Source organism: Marinobacter goseongensis (genome assembly GCF_023156235.1).
Classification (GTDB): domain Bacteria; phylum Pseudomonadota; class Gammaproteobacteria; order Pseudomonadales; family Oleiphilaceae; genus Marinobacter; species Marinobacter goseongensis.
In genome coordinates this window covers 21,163-42,848 of sequence record NZ_JAKZAI010000003.1, presented here as the reverse complement: position 1 = coordinate 42,848, position 21,686 = coordinate 21,163, and the positions used below count along the sequence as shown (strand labels likewise).

General features: G+C 59.1%; 20 protein-coding genes and 1 tRNA gene. 15 read left to right on the top strand and 6 right to left on the bottom strand.

All coding sequences use genetic code 11. The features are described from left to right. The first annotated feature begins 1 nt into the window (after position 1). Positions 2–481: a transcription elongation factor GreA gene (gene greA, locus MLC70_RS02095; protein WP_282448249.1), complete on the top strand. Its 480-nt coding sequence runs from the start codon at positions 2–4 to the stop codon at positions 479–481. Between the two features lie 90 nt (positions 482–571). On the opposite strand, the gene yhbY is transcribed toward greA, so the two are convergent. Further along, a complete protein-coding gene (gene yhbY / locus MLC70_RS02090; RefSeq protein ID WP_248181352.1) occupies positions 572–883 on the bottom strand; it encodes a ribosome assembly RNA-binding protein YhbY in 312 nt (103 codons plus the stop codon). Between the two features lie 416 nt (positions 884–1,299). Between yhbY and ftsH the strand changes: the two genes are divergently transcribed. The 13 genes from ftsH (at position 1,300) to pnp (ending at position 15,998) form a co-directional block, all read left to right on the top strand. Next, entirely contained in the window at positions 1,300–3,243 is a 1,944-nt protein-coding gene (ftsH, locus tag MLC70_RS02085) for an ATP-dependent zinc metalloprotease FtsH (RefSeq protein ID WP_248181351.1), read from the top strand. A gap of 89 nt (positions 3,244–3,332) precedes the next feature. Next, positions 3,333–4,166, top strand: coding sequence for a dihydropteroate synthase (gene folP, locus MLC70_RS02080; RefSeq protein WP_248181350.1), 834 nt, complete (start codon positions 3,333–3,335; stop codon positions 4,164–4,166). Then, positions 4,163–5,506: a phosphoglucosamine mutase gene (gene glmM, locus MLC70_RS02075; RefSeq protein WP_248181349.1), complete on the top strand. Its 1,344-nt coding sequence runs from the start codon at positions 4,163–4,165 to the stop codon at positions 5,504–5,506. Before folP ends, glmM begins: the two co-directional genes overlap by 4 nt. A 75-nt stretch (positions 5,507–5,581) precedes the next feature. Further along, on the top strand, positions 5,582–6,346 hold the full coding sequence (gene tpiA / locus MLC70_RS02070; RefSeq protein WP_248181347.1) for a triose-phosphate isomerase: 765 nt from the start codon (positions 5,582–5,584) through the stop codon (positions 6,344–6,346). Positions 6,347–6,388: 42 nt separating this feature from the next. Beyond that, positions 6,389–6,757, top strand: coding sequence for a preprotein translocase subunit SecG (gene secG, locus MLC70_RS02065; RefSeq protein WP_248181345.1), 369 nt, complete (start codon positions 6,389–6,391; stop codon positions 6,755–6,757). Between the two features lie 7 nt (positions 6,758–6,764). Continuing rightward, a tRNA-Leu gene (locus MLC70_RS02060) sits at positions 6,765–6,849 on the top strand. 359 nt (positions 6,850–7,208) lie between these two features. Then, positions 7,209–7,670, top strand: a complete 462-nt coding sequence (gene rimP, locus MLC70_RS02055) for a ribosome maturation factor RimP (protein WP_248181344.1) — start codon at positions 7,209–7,211, stop codon at positions 7,668–7,670. A 42-nt stretch (positions 7,671–7,712) separates the two neighbouring features. Next, a complete protein-coding gene (gene nusA, locus MLC70_RS02050) occupies positions 7,713–9,206 on the top strand; it encodes a transcription termination factor NusA (RefSeq protein WP_248181343.1) in 1,494 nt (497 codons plus the stop codon). A gap of 18 nt (positions 9,207–9,224) precedes the next feature. Continuing rightward, positions 9,225–11,783 carry a translation initiation factor IF-2 gene (gene infB, locus MLC70_RS02045; protein ID WP_248181341.1) on the top strand — a complete coding sequence of 853 codons (2,559 nt, stop codon included), beginning with the start codon at positions 9,225–9,227 and terminating at the stop codon, positions 11,781–11,783. 25 nt (positions 11,784–11,808) lie between these two features. Further along, the gene (rbfA, locus tag MLC70_RS02040) at positions 11,809–12,231 is read left to right on the top strand and encodes a 30S ribosome-binding factor RbfA (RefSeq protein ID WP_248181340.1); all 423 of its coding nucleotides are present in this window, start codon (positions 11,809–11,811) and stop codon (positions 12,229–12,231) included. After that, positions 12,228–13,148 (top strand): tRNA pseudouridine(55) synthase TruB, encoded by a 921-nt coding sequence (gene truB, locus MLC70_RS02035; protein WP_248181338.1) that lies wholly within the window; start codon positions 12,228–12,230, stop codon positions 13,146–13,148. The genes rbfA and truB overlap by 4 nt, the downstream gene beginning before the upstream one ends. 90 nt (positions 13,149–13,238) lie before the next feature. Next, complete coding sequence (gene rpsO / locus MLC70_RS02030) at positions 13,239–13,508, top strand: 30S ribosomal protein S15 (protein WP_248181337.1); 270 nt, start codon at positions 13,239–13,241, stop codon at positions 13,506–13,508. Between the two features lie 375 nt (positions 13,509–13,883). Continuing rightward, positions 13,884–15,998 carry a polyribonucleotide nucleotidyltransferase gene (gene pnp / locus MLC70_RS02025; RefSeq protein ID WP_248181709.1) on the top strand — a complete coding sequence of 705 codons (2,115 nt, stop codon included), beginning with the start codon at positions 13,884–13,886 and terminating at the stop codon, positions 15,996–15,998. A 114-nt stretch (positions 15,999–16,112) separates the two neighbouring features. Here pnp and MLC70_RS02020 read toward each other — a convergent pair whose 3' ends face one another. The 3 genes from MLC70_RS02020 to MLC70_RS02010 all read right to left on the bottom strand — a co-directional run bounded on the left by MLC70_RS02020 (position 16,113) and on the right by MLC70_RS02010 (position 19,374). Beyond that, positions 16,113–16,985, bottom strand: coding sequence for an alpha/beta hydrolase (locus MLC70_RS02020; RefSeq protein WP_248181335.1), 873 nt, complete (start codon positions 16,983–16,985; stop codon positions 16,113–16,115). Then, positions 16,955–18,820 (bottom strand): Lnb N-terminal periplasmic domain-containing protein, encoded by a 1,866-nt coding sequence (locus MLC70_RS02015; protein WP_248181333.1) that lies wholly within the window; start codon positions 18,818–18,820, stop codon positions 16,955–16,957. Before MLC70_RS02015 ends, MLC70_RS02020 begins: the two co-directional genes overlap by 31 nt. An 89-nt stretch (positions 18,821–18,909) precedes the next feature. Then, entirely contained in the window at positions 18,910–19,374 is a 465-nt protein-coding gene (locus tag MLC70_RS02010; RefSeq protein ID WP_248181332.1) for a DUF3015 domain-containing protein, read from the bottom strand. Between the two features lie 322 nt (positions 19,375–19,696). Here MLC70_RS02010 and MLC70_RS02005 point away from each other — a divergent pair, with 322 nt between their 5' ends. Further along, entirely contained in the window at positions 19,697–20,131 is a 435-nt protein-coding gene (locus tag MLC70_RS02005) for a hypothetical protein (protein ID WP_248181331.1), read from the top strand. Positions 20,132–20,218: 87 nt separating this feature from the next. On the opposite strand, the gene MLC70_RS02000 is transcribed toward MLC70_RS02005, so the two are convergent. Beyond that, a complete protein-coding gene (locus MLC70_RS02000) occupies positions 20,219–20,920 on the bottom strand; it encodes an ABC transporter ATP-binding protein (RefSeq protein ID WP_248181708.1) in 702 nt (233 codons plus the stop codon). 9 nt (positions 20,921–20,929) lie between these two features. Further along, positions 20,930–21,685, bottom strand: coding sequence for a high-affinity branched-chain amino acid ABC transporter ATP-binding protein LivG (gene livG / locus MLC70_RS01995; RefSeq protein WP_248181329.1), 756 nt, complete (start codon positions 21,683–21,685; stop codon positions 20,930–20,932). Between the last annotated feature and the right edge of the window lies 1 nt (position 21,686).

The window sequence follows — 21,686 nt, the reverse complement described above, 5'->3', positions numbered from 1 at the left end:
TATGGCTGACAGAGTACCCATGACGAAGCTGGGTGAATCCCGTCTTCGCGCAGAACTTCAGAAGCTCAAGTCCGAGGATCGTCCGCGGGTGATTGCGGCCATTGCCGACGCCCGTGAGCATGGCGATCTGAAAGAGAACGCTGAGTACCACGCGGCGCGTGAACAGCAGAGCTTTATTGAGGGCCGCATCCAGGAGATCGAGGGCAAGCTGTCGGCAGCGCAGGTGATCGACGTCACCACGATTGAGAACACCGGCAAGGTGATCTTCGGCACCACGGTGCATTTGCTGAACATGGACACCGATGAGCAGGTGGTTTACCAGATCGTTGGTGAAGATGAGGCTGACATCAAGTCCGGCAAACTGTCCATTTCCTCACCCATTGCTCGTGCCCTGGTCGGCAAGAGTGAGGGCGACGTGGTTGCCATCCGCGTGCCGTCCGGCACGGTGGAGTATGAAATCGAGGAAGTCGAGTACGTGTGACTCGGGCCGGGGTTCGCTCCGCGCATTAAAAAAGCCGGCTGTGGTGTTCACAGCCGGCTTTTTTGTTCCCCGCCCGGGCAATCCGTCGATTTACTGCTTGTTGCGCAGCAGGTTGGAGAGCTTCGGATTGGGTTTTTTCGCCCGACGCAGGATCACCGCAATTTTGCCGATGGTCTGCACCAGTTCCGCCCCCGACGCCTTGCAAAGCTCGGTGATGGCTTCCTGGCGAACCTCGCGGTCGGTGCTGGCAACCTTGACCTTGATCAGCTCGTGGTCGTTGAGGGCACGCTCCAGCTCTTCCTGAAGTCCTTCCGACAGCCCCTTGTCGCCAACAATGATGACGGGTTTCAGGTTGTGGGCAATGCCCCGGTATTCCCGTCGCTGTTCCGGTGAAAGGCTCATGATGTAATCTCTTAATGGATGCAATTAACAAAACGTCAGCGGCGCGGCGGCCGCTGCAATCGTATAATCGGCGGATTGTAACAGATCGGCACGGCGGAGAAATGGCCAATACCACGTATCGAGGGGTTCTTTGGCAGGGTGGCTTGCGCGTGTCCTCCGGCAATAGAGAATGACAGCAAGACATTGTAATTTCGGTATGGGCGCCCAATATGAGTGGTAGGGCCAATGCGTTACTGCCTAAGACAGCAGTCCCGGCAAGCCAGATCGGTGATATCGCGCACGGAGAGCGTTGGCTGGTGCTGACCGGCGGTAGATACGGATGGGCTGATTCTGGTGGATGGGCGTACAATTGGTGTAAGGTGTTCGAAAAGGTTTCCCTGAACACGGTCAACCTTTCAATTCACAGGTGACGATCCTTGAACGATATGGCAAAAAATTTGGTTCTCTGGCTAATCATAGCCGCCGTACTGCTGATGGTGTTTCAGAATTTCTCTCCCACCACCAGCGGTCAACAGCTCAACTACTCGCAGTTTGTCGAGATGGTGCAGGACGGACAGGTCCGTCAGGTGACCATCGACGGCCTGCAAATTCAGGGCACGCGTGGCGACGGGTCGCAGTTTCAGACCATCCGCCCGCAGATTGCTGACAACAAGCTGATGGACGATCTGCTCGCCAACCAGGTGGAAGTGATCGGCAAAGAGCCAGAACGCCAGAGCCTCTGGACCCAGTTGCTTGTTGCTGCTTTCCCGATTCTGATCATCATCGCGCTGTTCGTGTTTTTCATGCGACAGATGCAGGGCGGTGGCGGTGGCAAAGGCCCCATGTCGTTCGGCAAGAGCAAGGCTCGGCTGATGAGCGAGGATCAGATCAAGACGACATTTGCCGACGTGGCGGGTGTTGATGAGGCCAAGGAAGACGTCAAGGAGCTGGTGGATTTCCTGCGCGATCCGAGCAAGTTCCAGCGTCTCGGCGGCAGCATCCCCAAAGGTGTATTGATGGTCGGTCAGCCGGGTACCGGTAAGACGTTGCTGGCCAAGGCCATTGCCGGCGAAGCCAAAGTGCCGTTTTTCTCGATCTCCGGTTCAGACTTCGTGGAGATGTTCGTGGGCGTTGGCGCATCCCGGGTTCGCGACATGTTCGAGCAGGCCAAGAAACAGAGCCCCTGCATCATCTTTATTGACGAGATTGATGCGGTTGGCCGTCATCGTGGCGCCGGCATGGGCGGCGGTCACGACGAGCGCGAGCAGACACTGAACCAGTTGCTGGTTGAGATGGACGGCTTTGAGGGTAACGAGGGCGTTATCGTAATCGCCGCCACCAACCGTCCGGATGTTCTGGACCCCGCGCTGCTGCGCCCCGGTCGTTTTGACCGCCAGGTCGTGGTTGGCCTGCCGGACATCATCGGCCGCGAGCAGATTCTCAAGGTGCACATGAAGAAAGTGCCGCTCTCGGATGGTGTTGAGCCGGCGCTGATTGCCCGCGGCACCCCGGGTTTCTCCGGCGCTGACCTGGCCAACCTGGTGAACGAGGCCGCCCTGTTCGCGGCGCGTCGTAACCAGCGCCTGGTATCGATGGAAGAATTCGAGCTCGCCAAAGACAAGATCATGATGGGCGCCGAGCGCAAGTCCATGGTGATGAGCGAGAAAGAAAAGCGGAACACCGCGTATCACGAGTCCGGCCACGCCATTGTGGGTCGTCTGACGCCGGAGCACGACCCGGTCTACAAGGTCAGCATCATTCCCCGCGGACGGGCTCTGGGCGTGACCATGTTCCTGCCGGAAGAGGACAAGTACAGTCACAGTAAGCGGTTTCTTACCAGCTCCATTTGCAGCCTGTTCGGTGGCCGAATTGCGGAAGAACTGACCCTGGGCTTCGATGGTGTCACTACCGGAGCGTCCAACGACATTGAGCGTGCCACCAGTCTGGCCCGTAATATGGTCACCCGCTGGGGTTTGTCCGAGAAGCTGGGTCCGCTGCAGTACGACACCGACAGCGAAGAGCCATTTCTTGGTCGTTCCGCCGGGCAAAGCCAGACGGTGTACTCGCCGGAGACGGCTCAGCGCATCGATGAAGAAGTTCGCAACATCATTGATGAGTGCTACGAGAAGGCCAAGCAGCTGCTGGTGGATAACCGTGACAAGCTGGACCTGATGGCAGATGCGTTGATGAAGTACGAAACCATCGATCGCTTCCAGATTGACGACATCATGGAAGGTCGGGTACCCCGCCCGCCGAAAGGCTGGGGTGACAGCGGGCCGACTGGTGGTGTATCAGCGGAAGAGCCAGAGGCCGCGCCGGCACCGCGAAACTCGGACGACGGCAAGCAGCCGGGCGTTGGGCGCCCAGCCGGCGAGCACTGAGTCCACGCCGCGAAGATATTAGTTTGAATTGACTGCGCCGCCCCTCCAGGGGCGGCGTTTGTATTTGTGCAGATTCACAAGGGTTGGCTATGGAGATCAACTTTGCCGGTCGGATGCTGACCATGTCCCGTTGCTACGTGATGGGCATACTCAATGTCACCCCGGACTCCTTTTCCGACGGCGGTAAGTTCAACGCGCCGGATGCCGCGCTGGCCCGTGCCCGTGAAATGGTGGTTGATGGTGCAACCTTTATCGATGTGGGTGGCGAGTCCACCCGGCCGGGAGCGCAACCGGTGTCCGTGGCCGAGGAGCTCGACCGGGTCTGCCCGGTCGTCGAGGCGATTGCCCGCGAGCTGGATACCATTATCTCAGTCGACACCAGCGCGCCTGAGGTGATGGCAGAGGCCGCGAGGTTGGGCGCCGGTATGATCAACGATGTGCGGGCGTTGCAGCGCGCCGGTGCGCCGGAGGCCGCCGCCGCAGCCGATATTCCCGTGTGTCTGATGCACATTCAGGGCGAGCCGGACTCCATGCAGGACAATCCCGCCTACCGGAACGTGCGCCGCGACGTCAGTTCTTTCCTGACCGAGCGCATGCGCGTGGTCGAAGCGGCCGGAGTTCGGTCTGAGCACATCATCCTGGATCCGGGCTTCGGGTTCGGCAAGCGCCTCGAGCACAATATCGAGTTGCTGGCGTCGCTGGAGCAGCTGCACATACTGGGTCATCCGCTGCTGGTGGGGATTTCCCGAAAAAGCATGCTGGGCCAAATCACCGGGCATGACGTGAATGAACGGTTGCCCGCAAGTCTTGCTGCCGCGACAATAGCGGCTATGAAGGGTGCATCGATTATTCGCGCCCACGACGTCAGGGAAACCGCAGACGCTGTCCGTGTGGTGGCGGCGATGAAGGAGGCAGGTCGATGACCGACAGAAAATATTTTGGCACAGACGGCATCCGAGGCCGTGTGGGTGAGCACCCTATTACCCCCGAATTCATGCTGCATCTGGGTTGGGCGGCCGGTCAGGCCTTCAAGCGTGCCGGTCAGCGCAACAGTGTGTTGATCGGCAAGGACACGCGGATCTCCGGCTACATGTTCGAATCCGCGCTGGAGGCAGGTTTATCCGCGGCGGGCGTGGATGTGAAGCTGCTCGGGCCGATGCCCACGCCGGCCATCGCCTACCTCACCCGTACCTTTCGTGCATCAGCGGGCATTGTGATCAGCGCCTCCCACAACCCCCATTATGACAACGGCATCAAGTTTTTCTCCGCCAACGGCACCAAGCTCGACGATGCCCTGGAGTCGGAGATTGAGCGCTGGTTGGACGAGCCTATCCGGGTGTGTGAGTCGTCAGATCTGGGTAAGGCGTCGCGGGTGGACGACGCGCCGGGCCGGTACGTGGAATTCTGTAAGAGTACGGTGCCCAACGAGTTCACTCTCGAGGGCCTCCATATCGTCCTTGATTGTGCTCACGGCGCCACCTACCACGTTGCCCCGAAGGTGTTTCGTGAGTTGGGTGCGAAGGTGTCGACAATTGGGGCCGACCCGGACGGGCTGAATATCAACAAGGATGTCGGGTCTACCCATCTGGACGCGCTCAAGCAAACGGTGCTGGAAAAGAAAGCCGACCTGGGTATTGCCTTTGACGGTGACGGGGATCGCGTGCTCATGGTAGACGGCGATGGTACAGAAGTGGACGGCGATGAGCTGCTCTTCGTTATTGCCACCCAGCGCCATGCCGCCGGCACTCTGAATGGTGGCGTGGTCGGCACCCTGATGACCAACCTGGGAGTGGAACTGGCTCTGCGGGAGCAGGGCATTGATTTCGAGCGCGCCAAGGTGGGGGATCGCTACGTCATGGAGCGGCTGTTGCAAAATGGCTGGTTGCTCGGCGGCGAGGGTTCTGGCCATATGGTGATCCGGGACTGCACATCTACTGGCGACGGCATTGTGTCCGCGCTGCAGGTGTTGCTCTCGGTGCGGCGCACGGGCAAGACTCTCGCCGAGGTCCGTAAGGGCATGAGCAAGTTGCCGCAGACGATGATCAATGTGCGGGTCGCCAAACGCTTCGATCCGTTGTCACGGGAAGACATTGTCAGCGCCGTGCACAAAGCGGAGTCGCACCTCGGGAAGACTGGTCGGGTGTTGCTGCGGGCCTCTGGCACGGAGCCGCTGATCCGGGTCATGACGGAAGGGCAGGATGCGTCCGAAATCAACCGCATAGCGGAAGAGCTGGCGGCAGTTGTCGAGAACTCCCGCAGCTGAGTAACTGGCGCGGGAGTGTTGTCTGGTCGGGTGGACTGCTGTATAGTGCGCCCTCCCTTGCATATGGGGGCTGTTATGCGCCGTAAGATCGTAGCCGGAAACTGGAAAATGAACGGGTCGAGAGGCCTGGTGGAAAACCTGGTGGGCTATGTCCGGTCAGAGTTGCCGTCGCTTGATAATGGTGTGGAGGCTGTTATTATTCCTCCCGCCCTGTATATCGGGGATGTGACGTCTCTGGCGGGTGCGCAGATTGCAGTCGGCGTGCAGAACGTGGCCCGTTGGGATTCCGGAGCCTACACCGGTGAGGTGTCAGCGGCGATGGCCAGAGACTGCGGGTGCCGCTACGCGCTGGTAGGACACTCTGAACGCAGACAACTGTTCGCTGAAACAGACGCTGTGGTTGCGGAAAAAGTAACACAGCTGTTGTCGCAAGGGGTTGTCGCCATTGTGTGTGTCGGCGAGACGCTGGCTGAGCGTGAGGCGGGGCAGGCCGAAGAGGTTGTCGCCACGCAGGTCCGCAAGGGTTTGGGCAATGTGTCGGGTAGCGAGTGGCAGAAGATTGTGGTGGCGTATGAGCCCGTCTGGGCCATCGGCACGGGAAAAACCGCTACATCCAGTGACGCCCAGGCCATGCATCAGTCTATCCGGAGCGTTCTGAGCGACATGGGTGCGCCAGCCGAAGCCATTTCCCTGCTTTACGGCGGCAGTGTAAAAGCGGATAATGCAGCCGCGCTTTTTGCCGAGCCGGATATTGACGGCGGGTTGATCGGCGGGGCATCGTTGGTTGCAACAGATTTCATGAGTATCTGCCAGGCTATGCCGGCGGGTCCTGAACGTTAAAGGTTTGTAAAAGCCATTAGCAAGAGTCATTAGAGAGTCTTTATGGATTGGGTAGAAACACTGGTAGTCGTTGTGCACGTGGTTATCGCCGTGGCGCTGGTGGGTCTGGTGCTGATCCAGCAGGGCAAGGGCGCTGATGCCGGCGCGGCCTTTGGCGGCGGTGCCTCACAGACAGTATTCGGTAGTCAGGGTAGCGGTAGCTTCCTGACGCGCATGACCACGTTTTTGGCGGTTGTGTTTTTTGTGACGAGTTTTTCACTGGCAATCTTCGCCAAGCAGCGTGCGGAAGTCGCTGGACAGGCCGGTATTCCGGTCGTTCAGGAGTCTCCCCGCTCCTCTGCCCCTGCCGATGTTGAGCAAAGTGAAAGCGAGAGCGGGGAGCCCTCAGATGAACTTCCCGAACTCGAGTAAGGTTGTTGCCCAAGTGGTGGAACTGGTAGACACGCTATCTTGAGGGGGTAGTGGCGAAAGCCGTGCCGGTTCGAGTCCGGCCTTGGGCACCATATTGAAGAAAAACGGCTTGGATTTCCCAGGCCGTTTTTTTTGGTCAGTCCTTGACCAGTCTTGCCGGCGTCTCTATACTCCGGCGGACATTGGGGCAGGCTTCGGGTTATCGAAGCGGCTCCAGACAGGCCAGGTGTCTGTCAGCAGGAAGCGGTCTGGATGGGTATGTTTCCTGTGAGTTCTTGCAACAAAAGGCCCCACTCGTTAGGGGCTTTTTGATTAAGGGGCCTGGCGCATCAGGTCCTGGTGCATAAAGAGGGCTGATAAACAGCCCTTTTTTTGTTTTCGGGGTTCGGAAATTTATGGACGTCGAAACGTATTCGGGTTCTGAAAATCAAGAGATGGAGACAGCGAAACCTTGTCAGCCAAGCTAAAGCAACTGGAAGACATACTGAGGCCGGTGGTTGAAGGCCTGGGGTACGAGTTCTGGGGTATTGAATTTCGCGCCCGGGGCCATGAATCCCTGCTACGAATCTTTATCGACGATGCGGAAAACGGCATCGGCGTAGACGACTGTGAAAAGGTCAGTCGGCAAGCCAGCGGCGTGATGGATGTGGAAGACCCCATCCAGACGGAATATACCCTGGAGGTGTCATCTCCGGGCATGGACCGGCCGCTGTTTCGCCCCGAACAGTACCAGGCGTTTGCCGGGCACAAGGTTCAGTTGAAGCTGCGAATGGCTTTTGAGGGGCGTCGCAAATTTCAGGGCCTGATCAAGGGCGTGGAGGGTGACGACGTGGTGATCGTGGTTGACGACCACGAGTATCTGTTGCCGTTCGACAGTATCGAGAAAGCCAACATCGTTCCGGTTTTTGAGTAAGTCGGTGGATGCAAAGTTTATTTTTAAGGGCAGGGCAATCCAATGAGTAAAGAGATCTTGCTGGTGGTCGAATCCGTCTCGAACGAAAAAGGTGTCGAGAAAGATGTGATTTTTGAAGCAATCGAGCTGGCGCTCGCCACCGCTGCCAAAAAACGCTACGACGACGAAGAGGCTGATATCCGGGTCTCCATTGATCGTCGCACCGGCGAATACGAAACCTTCCGCCGCTGGCTGGTGGTGGACAATGATGCGGTACCGGCGCTGGGCACCGAGCTGACACTGCAGGAGGCGGAAGAAATTGACACCGCGCTGAAGCCTGGTGATATCCACGAAGAGAAAACCGAATCGGTAGCCTTCGGTCGTATCGGTGCGCAGGCCGCGAAGCAGATCATTTTCCAGAAGGTTCGCGAAGCCGAGCGCACCAAGATCGTGGACAGCTACCGTGATCGCGTGGGCGAGCTGGTATCCGGAACGGTCAAGAAAGTGACCCGTGACAACGTGATTGTGGATCTCGGCGCCAACGCCGAAGCGCTGCTACCCCGCGAGCATCTGATTGCACGCGAGACCTTCCGCATGGGCGATCGCGTTCGCTCCCTGTTGCTGGAGATCCGGACCGATCACCGTGGTCCGCAGCTGATTCTCAGCCGCACCGATGCGCAGATGCTGATCGAACTGTTCCGTATCGAAGTACCTGAAATCGCCGAGGAGCTGATCGAGATTCGTGGCGCTGCCCGGGATCCGGGCTCCCGGGCCAAGATCGCGGTGAAAACCAACGACCGCCGTATTGATCCGGTGGGCGCCTGTGTCGGTATGCGGGGCTCCCGTGTACAGGCCGTGTCCAACGAACTGGGCGGTGAACGGGTTGATATCGTGCTGTGGGACGACAATCCCGCGCAGCTGGTGATCAACGCCATGGCACCCGCCGAAGTCGCCTCCATCGTGATGGACGAAGACGGTCACACCATGGAAGTGGCCGTAGCGGAAGATAATCTGGCCCAGGCCATCGGCCGAAATGGCCAGAATGTGCGCCTGGCCACCGAGCTGACCGGCTGGACTCTGAACGTAATGACGGAAGAGGAAGCGGGTGAGCGTCAGGAGCAGGAATACAACCGCCTGCTCGAGCATTTTACCAGCAATCTGGATGTGGATGAGGAGTTTGCCGGCGTACTGATCGAAGAAGGGTTTACGTCCATTGAGGAAGTGGCGTACGTCCCCATGGAAGAAATGCTGGCCATCGACGGGTTCGACGAAGACACCGTCACCGAGTTGCGCCGCCGTGCCAAGGATGTCCTGTTGAATCAGGCCCTGGCCAGCGAAGAGGCGCTTGAAGGCTCGGAGCCCGCGGAAGATCTTCTCAGCATGGACGGTATGGACCGCAGTCTCGCCTTCAAGTTGGCGGGTATCGGTGTTCGTACCATGGAAGATCTCGCCGAGCAGTCAGTTGATGATCTGCTCGAAATTGAAGGTATGGATGAAGAGCGCGCAGGCCAATTGATTATGACTGCGCGCGCCCCCTGGTTTGAAGACCAGGCTTAATTCGGGAGGAGGACCTGTATGGCTGAAGTAACGGTAAAACAACTGGCCGCAGACGTAGGCGCTCCCGTGGATCGTTTGCTGAAGCAGATCGTTGAGGCCGGGCTGAAAGCCCGTTCCGAGAACGATGCTGTCTCTAGCGATGAGAAGCAGCAGTTGCTGGCTTATCTGAGAAAGAATCACGGTGATACAAACGCAGAGCCCAACAAGATTACTCTGAAGCGTAAAACCACCACCACTCTGAAAGCTGGCCGCGCCAAAACCGTAAACGTAGAAGTTCGTAAGCGCCGCACGTACATCAAGCGTGCTGAACTGGCCCCGGAAGCCGACGCGGCTAAAGCGGAAGAAGCAGCCGTTGAGACTCCGTCGACGCAACCGGTGGCTGAAGAAGCGCCGCAGGTGACCGCGGAGCAGGCACCGCAGGCGGAAACGCAGGCGACCTCTCCAGCAGAAGAAACGGTCGCCGACCAGGCGCCGGCGGAAGAGAAGCCCGCAGCCAAGGCCGCGAAGAAAGAGGAAGAGGTCACGATTCCGGCTCCGGAAGATATGCCGATTCCGCCGCCTGAAGAGGGCGAGGGCAAAGACCGCAAGCCGAAGAAAAAGAAAGAAAAAGTGCGTGAGCGCGGTGATGAGCCGGACGAGGGTAAGCCGAAGAAAAAGTCGGCGGGCCATCGCGGACCCCGCAGCCGCCCGGTTGACGAACCGCTGATCATCAGCGAGGACGAGGAAGACACCACGCTGCGCAAGCCGCTGCGTGCGAAGAAGAAACCGAAAGAGAAACGCCACGCCTTTGAGAGACCGACCAAACCAATGGTTAGAGAAGTACAGATTCCCGAGACCATTACGGTTGGCGACCTTGCCCAGAGAATGGCAGTCAAGTCGGCAGACGTAATCAAGACACTGATGGGTATGGGCGTCATGGCCACCATCAACCAGGCACTGGACCAGGAAACCGCCGTTCTGGTGACCGAAGAGCTGGGGCATACCCCGAAGCTGGTCAGCGAGGATGCGTTCGAGGAGGAGGTTCTGAGCGAATTCTCCTTCGAGGGCAAGGAGAAGGCCAAGCGCGCTCCGGTCGTCAGTGTGATGGGTCACGTTGACCACGGTAAAACCTCGTTGCTGGATTACATCCGTCGCACCAAGGTGGCTTCCGGTGAGTCCGGTGGCATTACCCAGCACATCGGTGCCTATCACGTGGAAACCGATCACGGCATGGTGTCGTTCCTCGATACCCCGGGCCACGCGGCATTCACCGCGATGCGCGCCCGTGGCGCCCAGTGCACCGATATTGTGGTGCTGGTGGTTGCTGCTGACGACGGCGTGATGCCGCAGACCAAGGAAGCGGTGCAACATGCCCGTTCCGCCGGTGTGCCGATCGTGGTGGCCATCAACAAGATGGACAAAGAAGAAGCCGATCCTGACCGCATCAAGAACGAACTGGCGGCGCTGGAAGTCATTCCGGAAGACTGGGGCGGTGACGTTCAGTTCGTGCCGGTCTCCGCGCACACCGGTGAAGGTATCGACAACCTGCTGGAAGCGCTGGTGTTGCAGGCCGAAATCCTCGAGCTCGAGGCCTCTCCGGACGCCCCGGCGAAGGGTGTGGTGGTCGAGTCCAGCCTGGAACGTGGCCGTGGCTCAGTAGCCACCGTGCTGGTACAGAACGGCACGCTGCGTCAGGGTGACATGGTGGTCGCGGGTTCCTACTTCGGTAAGGTGCGCGCCATGACGGACGAAGCGGGCAAGCCCAGTAAGGAAGCTGGTCCGTCCATTCCAGTGGAGATTCTTGGCCTGAACGGCACGCCGGATGCCGGTGACGAGTTCTTCGCGGTTGCGGACGAGCGCAAGGCGAAAGAGCTGGCGGAGTTCCGTCAGACCCGTGAGCGCGAGCAGCGCTTGCAGCGTCAGCAGGCGGCCAAGCTCGAGAACCTGTTTGAGAACATGGGCAAGGACGAGGTGAAAACCCTCAACGTGGTCCTGAAAACCGATGTTCGTGGTTCCCTGGAAGCCATCATCAAGGCGCTTCAGGATCTGGGCAACGACGAGGTCCAGGTCAAGATCGTATCCTCCGGTGTCGGTGGTATTGCCGAGACGGATGTGAGCCTGGCCATGGCAACCAACGCGGTCATCTTCGGCTTCAACGTTCGTGCGGATACCGCATCGAAGCGTCTGGTGGAGCAGGAAGGTCTGGATCTTCACTATTACAGCATCATCTACAACCTGATTGATGACGTGAAAGCGGCCCTGACCGGCATGCTGGCACCGGAATTCCGCGAAGACATCGTGGGCATTGCCGATGTGCGTGACGTGTTCCGCTCACCGAAGTTCGGTCAGGTAGCTGGCTGCATGGTGATCGAGGGCAACGTGTACCGTAACAAGCCGATCCGTGTCCTGCGTGACAACGTGGTTATCTTCGAGGGCGAGCTGGAATCCCTGCGTCGCTTCAAGGATGACGTACCGGAGGTCCGCAACGGCATGGAGTGTGGTATCGGCGTCAAGGGCTACGACGTCAAGGTCGGTGACCAGATCGAAGTGTTCGATCGCGTCAGAGTCGAGCGCAAGCTCGAGTCCACCGGCGCGTGATGCCTCTGAACCTAAAGGAAGTCTGATGCCTAGAGAGTTCAGTCGTGTTGATCGCATCGGCGATCAGATGCAGCGTGAACTGGCCCAGCTGATCCAGCGGGAGGTCAAAGACCCGCGGGTCGGCATGGTCACCGTGAATGCCGTTAAGGTGAGCCGCGATCTGGGGTATGCCGATATCTACGTGTCGCTGCTGTCGACCGAGGAGCTGACCGAGGAGTCTCCCGAGGTCAAGGCATCCCTGGGGGCGCTGAACAAAGCGTCCGGATTCCTGCGTGGCCAGGTGGGGCGGGCGATGAAGCTGCGGGTGATGCCGCAGTTGCGCTTCCATTTCGATACCCTGCAGGGCTACAGTCGCCGGATGGATAACCTGATCCGTGAAGCCGTTAACGACAAGCCGGCGGTGTCCCGGGAAGACGACGCCACGGACGATCCGGAGCGAGACGCTTGAGTCGCCGACGCAAAGGCCGTGATGTCAACGGTATCCTGGTCATCGACAAGCCGCAGGATGTTACCTCCAATGGCATTCTGCAGCAGGTAAAGCGCCTGTTCGGGGCGGCCAAGGCGGGCCACACTGGCGCGTTGGACCCGCTGGCGACCGGGGTGCTCCCGCTGTGCTTCGGGGAGGCGACCAAGTTTTCCCAGATGATGCTGGACAGTGACAAGGCCTACATCGCCACGGCCAGGTTGGGTGTGCGTACGGAGACCGGGGACAGCGAAGGCGCCGTGGTTGAGCAAAAGCCGGTTCCGGCCGGCCTCGATGCCGCGGCCCTGGAGCCGGTTCTCGACCGTTTCCGCGGAGCCATCCAGCAGGTGCCCTCGATGTACTCGGCGCTCAAGCACAAGGGGCGCCCGCTCTACGAATACGCCCGCGAGGGCATCGAGATCGAGCGTCCGGCGCGCCCGGTGACCATCTACGAACTGACCTTGTTGGATGTTCGCGAAGATGAGCTGGATATTGCCGTCAGCTGCACCAAGGGTACGTACATTCGCTCGCTGGTGGAGGACATCGGTGAAGCGCTCGGGTGCGGTGCCCATGTCATTGCCTTGCGCCGCACCATGGCATCGGGCTTTACGCTCGCGGATGCCGTGCCTGTGGACCGGCTCGAAGCCATGCGTGAGCGCGACGAGAGTCTGGACGGTTTGCTGGTGGCACCGGATGCGGCGCTTTCGATGTTCCCGGAGCGGGCACTGAGCGGGCCGGCGTTGATGTCGATTATTAACGGCCAACCAGTTAGAATATCGGACCAGTTGGAGGAAGGGTTTGTTCGTCTGTATGGCGATGAACGCTTTGTCGGGCTGGCAGAAGCTTTCCCGGAAGGGGAGGTCACCAAGCTGGTGCCTCGCCGGCTGGTGAAAAACGGCTGACGCGGGCATTGCCGCGGACGTCGGTTAGCCGGGCTGTAGAGATGCGTGGTTCGGCCGTATTCAATAGCATCGCAAACCATGAGGTGAGTTATGGCATTGTCTGCCAACGAGAAAGCACAGATCGTTAAGGATTTTCAGCAAGCTGATAGCGATACCGGTTCCCCTGAAGTTCAGGTGGCACTGCTGAGCGCTAACATCAACAAGCTGCAGGATCACTTCAAGACCAACAAGCAGGATCATCATTCCCGCCGTGGTCTGATCCGGATGGTAAACCAGCGTCGTAAGCTGCTGGACTACCTCAAGCGTAAGAACGCTGACCGTTACCTGGAACTCATCCAGCGTCTTGGTCTGCGTCGCTAATCCGGTCGTCAAACGACCTGACGGCCAGTGGCCCTTTACCGGGCTGACTGGCCACCAACTGGCGGGGTGCCTTGGGTGCCCCGCCAGTTGTGCTTTTCTCAAATCAGTAAAACTGCAGCGAGTGTGTCAGTGATCAACGGGGGATTCCCTGTCGTCATGGAAAGCCGAAATTGATAGCAGGTTGTTGAAAAGCCCGGCCGGGAAATTGTCTTCGGGCAATCAGTTTCAGTCTCCGGGGTTTTGCAACAGCCTGTTAGCTTTCAGACGGGTTGCCTTCAGATCACATGTCATTGTCCTGCAGAGGTAACGGTCGGTTCGCAGGGGCGAAGTGGCCGCGTCAATTTGGACAAGATAATTTCAGGAGTTACCGTGGATCTGAATCCCGTAAGAAAAAGTTTTGAGCTCGGCGGCAAGACCGTCACCCTGGAAACCGGCCGTATTGCCCGTCAGGCAACCGGTTCTGTGCTCGTCACCATCGACGACATTTCCGTTCTGGGTACCGTGGTTGGTGCCAAGGAAGCCAAGCCGGGTCAGCCGTTCTTCCCGCTGACTGTGAACTACTTCGAGAAGACCTACGCTGTTGGTAAAATCCCCGGTGGTTTCTTCAAGCGTGAAGGTCGTCCTTCCGAGAAAGAAACCCTGACGTCCCGTCTGATCGACCGTCCGATTCGTCCGCTGTTCCCGAACGGCTTCATGAACGAAGTTCAGGTCATCACCACGGTTATGTCGTCCAGCAAGAACCAGGATCCGGATATTGCCGCGATGCTGGCGGCGTCTGCGGCCCTGTCCATCTCCGGTATTCCGTTTGACGGCCCGATCGGCGCCTCCCGCGTTGGCTACACCAACGAGCGTGGCTACTTTCTGAACCCGACCTTCGAAGAACTGCAATCCTCCCTGCTGGACATGGTGGTTGCCGGTACTGAAGACGCGGTGCTGATGGTTGAATCCGAAGCCAAGGGCCTGACCGAAGACCAGATGCTGGGTGCTGTTCTGTACGCTCACCAGGAAATGCAGGTTGCCGTTACGGCCATCAAGGAATTTGCCGCTGAAACCGGTAAGCCCCGTTGGGACTGGCAGCCGGCTGTCGAAAACACCGAGCTGATGAGCGCGGTCAAAGCGGAAGCGTCTGCGGCGATTGAAGAAGCGTATGGTATCCGCGACAAGATGGAGCGTTACGCGCGTCTGGGCGAGATCAAGTCGGCGCTGGTTGAGAAGCTGGCCGGTGAAGAAGAAGGTCAGCCTTCTGCCGATGACGTGAAAAAGTATTTCGGCAAGGTCGAGAAGTCGGTTGTGCGTCAGCAGGTGATTGACGGCAAGCCGCGTATCGATGGCCGTGACACCAAGACCGTGCGCCCGATCCAGATCGAAGTGGGTGTGCTGCCCAGCGTGCACGGTTCGGCGCTGTTCACCCGTGGTGAGACCCAGGCTATCGTGACCACTACGCTGGGTACCTCCCGCGACGTGCAGATCATTGACGCGCTGGAAGGCGAGCGCAAGGACCCGTTCCTGTTCCACTACAATTTCCCTCCGTACTCGGTCGGTGAAGCGGGCCGTGTGGGTACGCCGGGCCGTCGTGAAGTGGGCCATGGTCGTCTGGCCAAGCGTGGCGTGCTGGCAGTCATGCCGACGCTGGAAGAATTCCCGTACGCGATTCGTGCGGTGTCTGAGATCACTGAATCCAACGGCTCCAGCTCCATGGCGTCGGTTTGTGGTTCCAGTCTCGCGCTGATGGATGCCGGTGTGCCGATCAAGGCGCCGGTGGCCGGTATTGCTATGGGTCTGGTCAAGGAAGGCGACAAGTTCGCGATTCTGACCGACATCCTGGGTGATGAAGATCACCTGGGCGACATGGACTTCAAGGTTGCCGGTACCAAAGAGGGTGTGACCGCCCTGCAAATGGATATCAAGATCAACGGTATCACCGACGAGATCATGGAGCTGGCACTTGAGCAGGCCCATGCCGCGCGTCTGCACATCCTTGACGAGATGAACAAGGTGATTTCCGAGCCACGTGCCGAGCTGTCTGCCCGTGCGCCGAGCATCACCACCATCAAGATCAATCCGGAGAAGATCCGTGACGTGATCGGTAAGGGCGGCTCGATGATCCGTTCGATCTGTGACGAGACCGGTGCTTCCATTGATCTGGATGACGACGGCAACGTGAAGATCTACGCAGACAACCAGGAAGCGGCCCAGGCGGCGGTGAACCGGGTCAAGGAAATCACGGCGGAGATCGAGGTTGGCGCTATCTACAAGGGTCGCGTTGAGCGCATTGTGGACTTCGGTGCCTTTGTGAACATCCTGCCGGGCAAAGACGGTCTGGTGCATATTTCCCAGATCTCCGACCAACGAATCGAGAACGTGACTGACGTGCTGAGCGAAGGTCAGGAAGTTCTGGTCAAGGTGCTGGATGTGGACAACCGTGGCCGCGTTAAGCTGTCCATGAAAGAAATCAAGGAAGGCGATCAGCCCACTGATTTCTCTGACTAAGGTTTACCCCTTCAGGTAGGTCGGATGAACCGTAGGCGTCATCCGACAAAAAAGCCCGCCACTTTTCGGAGTCTGGCGGGCTTTTTTTGCTCTCGTGCAACCCCGTCCCCCGATTCAGCGATGCCTACTCATGAATCCTAAAACAACCTCTTTATAAGCCGGAATCACAAACGTCGCCGCATGAGGCGTGTCCGTTGGCAAAAACTGTTTGGGTTCCTCTGCCGCCTCATACAACGCCTCGCCGTGATGAAACGGAATAATCCCGTCTCGCTGGCTGTGAATCACCATCAACGGCACCGGGCTGATGCGGCCGATATGGTCCACGCCCTCGTACTGGTCGGTAATGGTCCAGCTCAGGGGGATCTGGAACGGCCAGGTCAGCCAGAAGCTACCCAGTTTTTCCCGGGCGATGCCGCGAAAGCCCGAGAAGGTGCCGTCGAGGATGACGCCGGCGAGGGGTGGTTGCTCCTGCCGTTGCACCCATTCGCTGGCGAGGGCGATGCCCAGCGCGCCGCCCAGGCTCTGGCCGAGGAGGTAAACCGGGGCGCCGTCGGTTTGCGGCTGCGCCATGAGCCAGCGCAGGCCGGTTTCGCTGTCGTGCAGGGTGCCTTCGATGTCCGGCGCGCCGGTGGAGCGGCCGTAGCCGCGGTAGTCGATGAGGAAGACGTTGTAGCCTTTGCCGGGCAGCCAGGCGACGTTCATCAGGTGGCTGCTGATGTTCTGGGCGTTACCATGGAGAAAGTAGACGGTGCCTTTGGCGCTGTCCTCAGGGGCGTCAGCGGGCAGCCACCAGCCGTGGAGGGTTTCGCCGTCGCCGGTGTCGAGGAGGACGCCCTCATACTCCAGGTTGAGCCGGTCGGGGGTGATGTAGGTGACTCTGTCCGGGTAGAAAAACACGCTGCTGCAACCGGTTTGCAGCAGCAGGGTCAGGGCCAGAGTGATACCTGTGAGCGTCTTCAGAAGTAGGCGTGCAGTCCCAGTTGCCATGTGGTGCGGTACCTGTCGTAGTGGTCTTCCCGGGTGAATTCACCGAACAGACTGAAATCCCGTCCGAGGTGCCAGCCGGCCCGGGTGTAAAGTTGATCCTGGCGGTGCTGGTTGCCCACGATCCAGGCTTTGGTTTTTACCCCGGCCATCAGGCTGAAGCGGTTGTTCTGGTGCAGCAGCCCCAGGTCGGCGCCGGGTGCGGCGTCGTAGCCTTTGTTGAGGTCGTTGTCGATCTCCAGGTCGACGGTGGCCAGGGCGAACGCCTGCATCTTCGCGCCCAGCATCCAGCTGCCGCCTGCACCGCCTTCCAGGTAGGGTGTGAACACGCGGTCGGTTTCGGTGTCGGTGCGGCGGCCGCCGAAGCCCACCTGCCACGACAGCGGTGAGAAGAAGGGGGTACGGGGTGACAGGGAGCGGATTTCCACGCCTACGATCTGTTCCATCTGCAACTCGTCGTTATCGGTGTAATAACGGGCGTCCAGGCGCAGAAACTGGAGTTGGGCGCCACTGCGATAGCCGGCGGGGGGGTCCAATACGTCATGATAGGCCGGACGCAGGGTCAACTGGCTGAAGTTGCGTTCACCCATGCGACCGCCGCCCACACTGAAGCGGAAGGTGTCGTGGCCCTGGTCGTCGCGCACCTCTGGTTCTGGAGGCTTGTCGGCGGCGGCAACGTCGCGGATCTGGCTGCGGGTTCGTAGCAGGGCGTGTGACAGCGGCGCGGCGTGTTCCCGGGGCCAGGCGTCGGCTTCGCTCTGGTAGCGCACATAGTCGTAGGTGGCGTCCAGCAGGTGTGCCCGCTCACGGTCGGGGAGCCGGTTGACCTCCTGCGAGTCCACCGCCACGTAGCCATTGGCCACGGCCGACGCGAGGGTCTGGTGGTCCCCCGGCAAGGTGTTCAGGGAGTGAGTCACACTGGTGGCGGCAGAGGGACGGTATTTCACTTCCTGCACCAGCTCCTTGTCGACCACCCAGCGCACGGTGTCCGAGGGAATGGCATGGGTGCTGACTTCATCCAGCAGGTCGGTGCCCGGGCGCGCCACGTCAATCAGAGCCAGCAGGCGGTAAGCGCAGTTTTCGTCAAAGAAGTAGTAGTCAAAATTGATGTCTCTCAGTTCCCATGCGTGGGCGAGCATGAAGTCCACTTCGTCCTGGGTCAGGTTGAGCTGGTATTCCCACAGGTCCCGATGCTCGATGTCCGAGTACAGCCGTACCATCTCGTAATAGGGTTTGATGGAAGTGATGCCGGGATAGCCGCCAAAGATGCCCTTGTAGGCGAACAGGATTTCGCTGTCGTGGGCCGCGGCGTCGGCAGCGTAGGAGATAGTGTTGGCCAGCAACAGGTCGGCCTCGTCGTCATCCTGGGGTGGGTCAAGGCGGATGAACGTATGACCAAACATGGACGAAGGGCTGTTCAGGTAAGACGCGGCGAACACCAGTGTCACCGTTTCGGTGTTCAGGGTCGTTTTCCAGTCGTCGTATTCCGGACATTCAATGTCCGTCTCCGGCAGCGCCAGTTGCTCCCTCAGCCAGCGGTCCCGGGCCGGAAAACGGCAGCGGGCATGACCGTCGCCCTCGCCGGGCGCAGAAATCGCTGCCAGGGTTGTCCGCAGTTCCGACTCGGGTGAGTGTTTGCCGTCATCGCTGAGGAAAAAGGCGTCGTCGTCGGCCTGACTGGTGTAACCGTTGGTGTACCGGTTCTTTTGGTAGTGGAGCAGCGTCAGCCAGTCGGGGTGTTCGTGCAGTTGTCCTGTGTCGGGAAGCGGGTTGGCGTATACCGGCGTGCCTGATGCCAGCCAGATCAAGGCCAGCCCGTACTGGAGCGTAGTGCGCATGGATAGTCGGTCGAATCCGGGTTGGGCGGATGGGTTGGAGCAGGGAGGTGCACCGTCCCTGGTGCACCGGTTCCCTTGGTATTGAGCGATCAGGCTGCTACGTATTTGCTCAGGATCTGATCTTTTTCCAGCAGCGCCACGATGGCATCGACGGCTTCACCGGAGGTGGTTTCCGAGTTGGGGAAAATGGTTGCGAAGTTGTCCTGCAGGATCTGGCGGAAGGAATCCCGATCCGCTTCGTCTACACCCAGAAGAACGGCGAGGGTATCGAGGTTTTCGCCAGAGCCGCGAGACATGTCACGGGCGACCTTGTCGATGTTGCTGTCCATGTACATCGCCATGGACTGGACAGACTGGTTGGTCTGGCAACCCAGCGTACCGGTGGTCATACCGAAGGTCTGGTTACCGAATGTGCCGTTGGTGGTTGCGGCCAGAACGTGAGGGGCAATGCCGGACTGGCCCTTCCAGATCATGGCACCCACGCCACAGCCAGGCTGTGCAAAAGCCATGGATGAAGCGCCCAGAAGAATTGCACCTGCGATCAGTTTTTTCATTATCCACTCCTTGTTGTGGTCTAGCTCTCGTCGCTTTCCGCACCGGCCACCCCCTGGTGGCGCGTGCACGGTAACGGCCCTGACTGATTTCCCGTGGAGACAGGTTGACCGTTCAAGTGAGTATAGTCCAATTCCCGGAAAGGCAAGTGTGTGATGATGTGAGTTATTGATTTGTCCCGAAAAGCGCAGAAATATGATCACGTGTTCATATTCCAAAAGCGTCTTTAAGATTCTCATAAATGAAACTATTGTTATAAAAAGGGCGTTTCGGTATAGTGCGCGCGGCCATGAAGGCTTACACACAACACATGGAGTCTTATCTGTGAAAAAAGCACTTATCGTATCCAGCCTGCTGCTGTCCGGCGCAATGACCGGCTGCTCCTCCCTGAACGTCAGCTCCAGCCCGGTTCCCCTGAACGGTTCCGTGGGCACCGATATCAAGGCTGATATCGAAGTGGGCGAGAAGATCACCGGTCAGTCTTCTGCTACCAAGGTTCTGTTTTTCACCATGAGCGACGACAACCAGTTCGCCGATGGTATGGAATACGGTAACGGCGGCGGCAGCGCGTTCGGTCTGGGTGGTCTGGATCCGGTGGCTTCGGTCAAGTCCGCTGCCGCTTTCAATGCCATCTCTGCGTCTGGCGCAGACGTCATTGTGGCGCCGCGTTACACCGTCAAGAAGAACGATTACCTGGTGTACGGCACCATCGACGTGACCGTGGAAGGTTACAAGGGCACCATCAAGAGCGTTAAGTAATCGCGCTCGGATGTGCCAGAACAAAAAGCCGGAGCATGGCTGCATGCTCCGGCTTTTTGGTACCTGCGACTCCAGTTCCGGCGCGAATCAGCCGCCCAGGTAGGCATTCTGCACGTCTGGGTTTGCCAGCAGATTCTTCCCGGTATCGTGCAGGCGGATCCTGCCGGTCTCCAGCACGTAGCCGCGGTCTGCCAGGTTCAGTGCCTGGTGAGCGTTCTGCTCCACCAGAAACACCGTGATCCCCTCTTCCCGCAGGTGACCGATGATCTCGAAGATCTGTTTGATCACCAGCGGGGCAAGCCCCAGAGACGGTTCGTCCAGAATGATCATGCTGGGCTTGCTCATCAGCGCGCGGCCAATCGCCAGCATCTGCTGCTCGCCCCCGGACATGGTGCCGGCACGCTGGTGCTCCCGCTCCTTGAGTCGCGGAAAAAGGTCGTACACATGATCCTGGCTTTTGCGGATCTCCGCTTTGGTGTTGAAAAATCCGCCCATGTGAAGGTTTTCCTCCACGGTCAGGCCGGAGAACACCCGCCGTCCTTCGGGCACAATGGCGATGCCCGACCGCATGATGCTGGCGGTGGGATCCCGGGTGATGTCCCGGCCTTCCAGAATGATCCGGCCGGAACTGGCCTGGGGACTTCCGCACACGGTCATCAGCAGCGTGGTCTTTCCAGCCCCGTTGGCACCGATCAGGGATACGATCTCACCCTTGTTGACCTCGACGGATACGCCGTGCAGCGCTTCGATCTTGCCATAGTGGGTATGGACATCCTCAAGTACTAGCATTGACATGGTTCAGGCCTCACCCAGATACGCTTTGATGACGTCATCGTTGTTGCGGATTTCGTCCGGCGTGCCACTGGCCAGGGGGCGCCCCTGGTTGATGACGTTGATGCGGTCGGAAATGTCCATGACCAGGCTCATGTCGTGTTCGATGAGCACTACCGAGACGTTGTAATCCTCTTTCAGACTGACAATCAGCTGATTGAGGTCGCGGGTTTCCGATGGGTTCAGGCCAGCGGCCGGCTCATCCAGCATCAGCAGTTTCGGCTCAGTGACCATGCAGCGGGCAATCTCCAGCCGCCGTTGCTGGCCGTAGGCCAGGTTGCCGGCATCCACGTTCGCCAGTTCCAGCAACCCTACCCGCTTCAGCCAGTACCAGGCGCGGTCCAGGGATTTTTGCTCCTGGGCACGGTAATTCGGTGTCCTCAGCAATCCGGAAATCAGGTTGGTGTTCAGATGACGGTGCTGGGCCACCAGCAGGTTCTCCACCACCGTCATGCTGTTGAACAGGCGTACGTGCTGGAATGTGCGCACCATTCCCAGTCGCGAGATCCTGTAATCCGGTGTGCCCTGAATCTCCCTGCCTTCGAAAAGGATTTTTCCACCCGTGGGTTTGTAGAAACCACTCATGCAATTGAACACGGTGGTTTTACCGGCCCCGTTGGGGCCGATGATAGAGACAATCTCATGTTCCTGAACGTCCAGTGAGACCTGATCCACTGCCAGGAGTCCGCCAAAGCGCATGGACAGATTCTGTACTTCTAGCATC

Coding starts and splice junctions, on each gene's coding strand:
- greA (WP_282448249.1), top strand. CDS start 2: ATGGCTGACAGAGTACCCATGACGAAGCTGGGTGAATCCCGTCTTCGC.
- yhbY (WP_248181352.1), bottom strand. CDS start 883: ATGAGCCTTTCACCGGAACAGCGACGGGAATACCGGGGCATTGCCCAC.
- folP (WP_248181350.1), top strand. CDS start 3,333: ATGGAGATCAACTTTGCCGGTCGGATGCTGACCATGTCCCGTTGCTAC.
- glmM (WP_248181349.1), top strand. CDS start 4,163: ATGACCGACAGAAAATATTTTGGCACAGACGGCATCCGAGGCCGTGTG.
- tpiA (WP_248181347.1), top strand. CDS start 5,582: ATGCGCCGTAAGATCGTAGCCGGAAACTGGAAAATGAACGGGTCGAGA.
- secG (WP_248181345.1), top strand. CDS start 6,389: ATGGATTGGGTAGAAACACTGGTAGTCGTTGTGCACGTGGTTATCGCC.
- nusA (WP_248181343.1), top strand. CDS start 7,713: ATGAGTAAAGAGATCTTGCTGGTGGTCGAATCCGTCTCGAACGAAAAA.
- infB (WP_248181341.1), top strand. CDS start 9,225: ATGGCTGAAGTAACGGTAAAACAACTGGCCGCAGACGTAGGCGCTCCC.
- rbfA (WP_248181340.1), top strand. CDS start 11,809: ATGCCTAGAGAGTTCAGTCGTGTTGATCGCATCGGCGATCAGATGCAG.
- rpsO (WP_248181337.1), top strand. CDS start 13,239: ATGGCATTGTCTGCCAACGAGAAAGCACAGATCGTTAAGGATTTTCAG.
- MLC70_RS02020 (WP_248181335.1), bottom strand. CDS start 16,985: ATGGCAACTGGGACTGCACGCCTACTTCTGAAGACGCTCACAGGTATC.
- MLC70_RS02015 (WP_248181333.1), bottom strand. CDS start 18,820: ATGCGCACTACGCTCCAGTACGGGCTGGCCTTGATCTGGCTGGCATCA.
- MLC70_RS02010 (WP_248181332.1), bottom strand. CDS start 19,374: ATGAAAAAACTGATCGCAGGTGCAATTCTTCTGGGCGCTTCATCCATG.
- MLC70_RS02000 (WP_248181708.1), bottom strand. CDS start 20,920: ATGCTAGTACTTGAGGATGTCCATACCCACTATGGCAAGATCGAAGCG.
- livG (WP_248181329.1), bottom strand. CDS start 21,685: ATGCTAGAAGTACAGAATCTGTCCATGCGCTTTGGCGGACTCCTGGCA.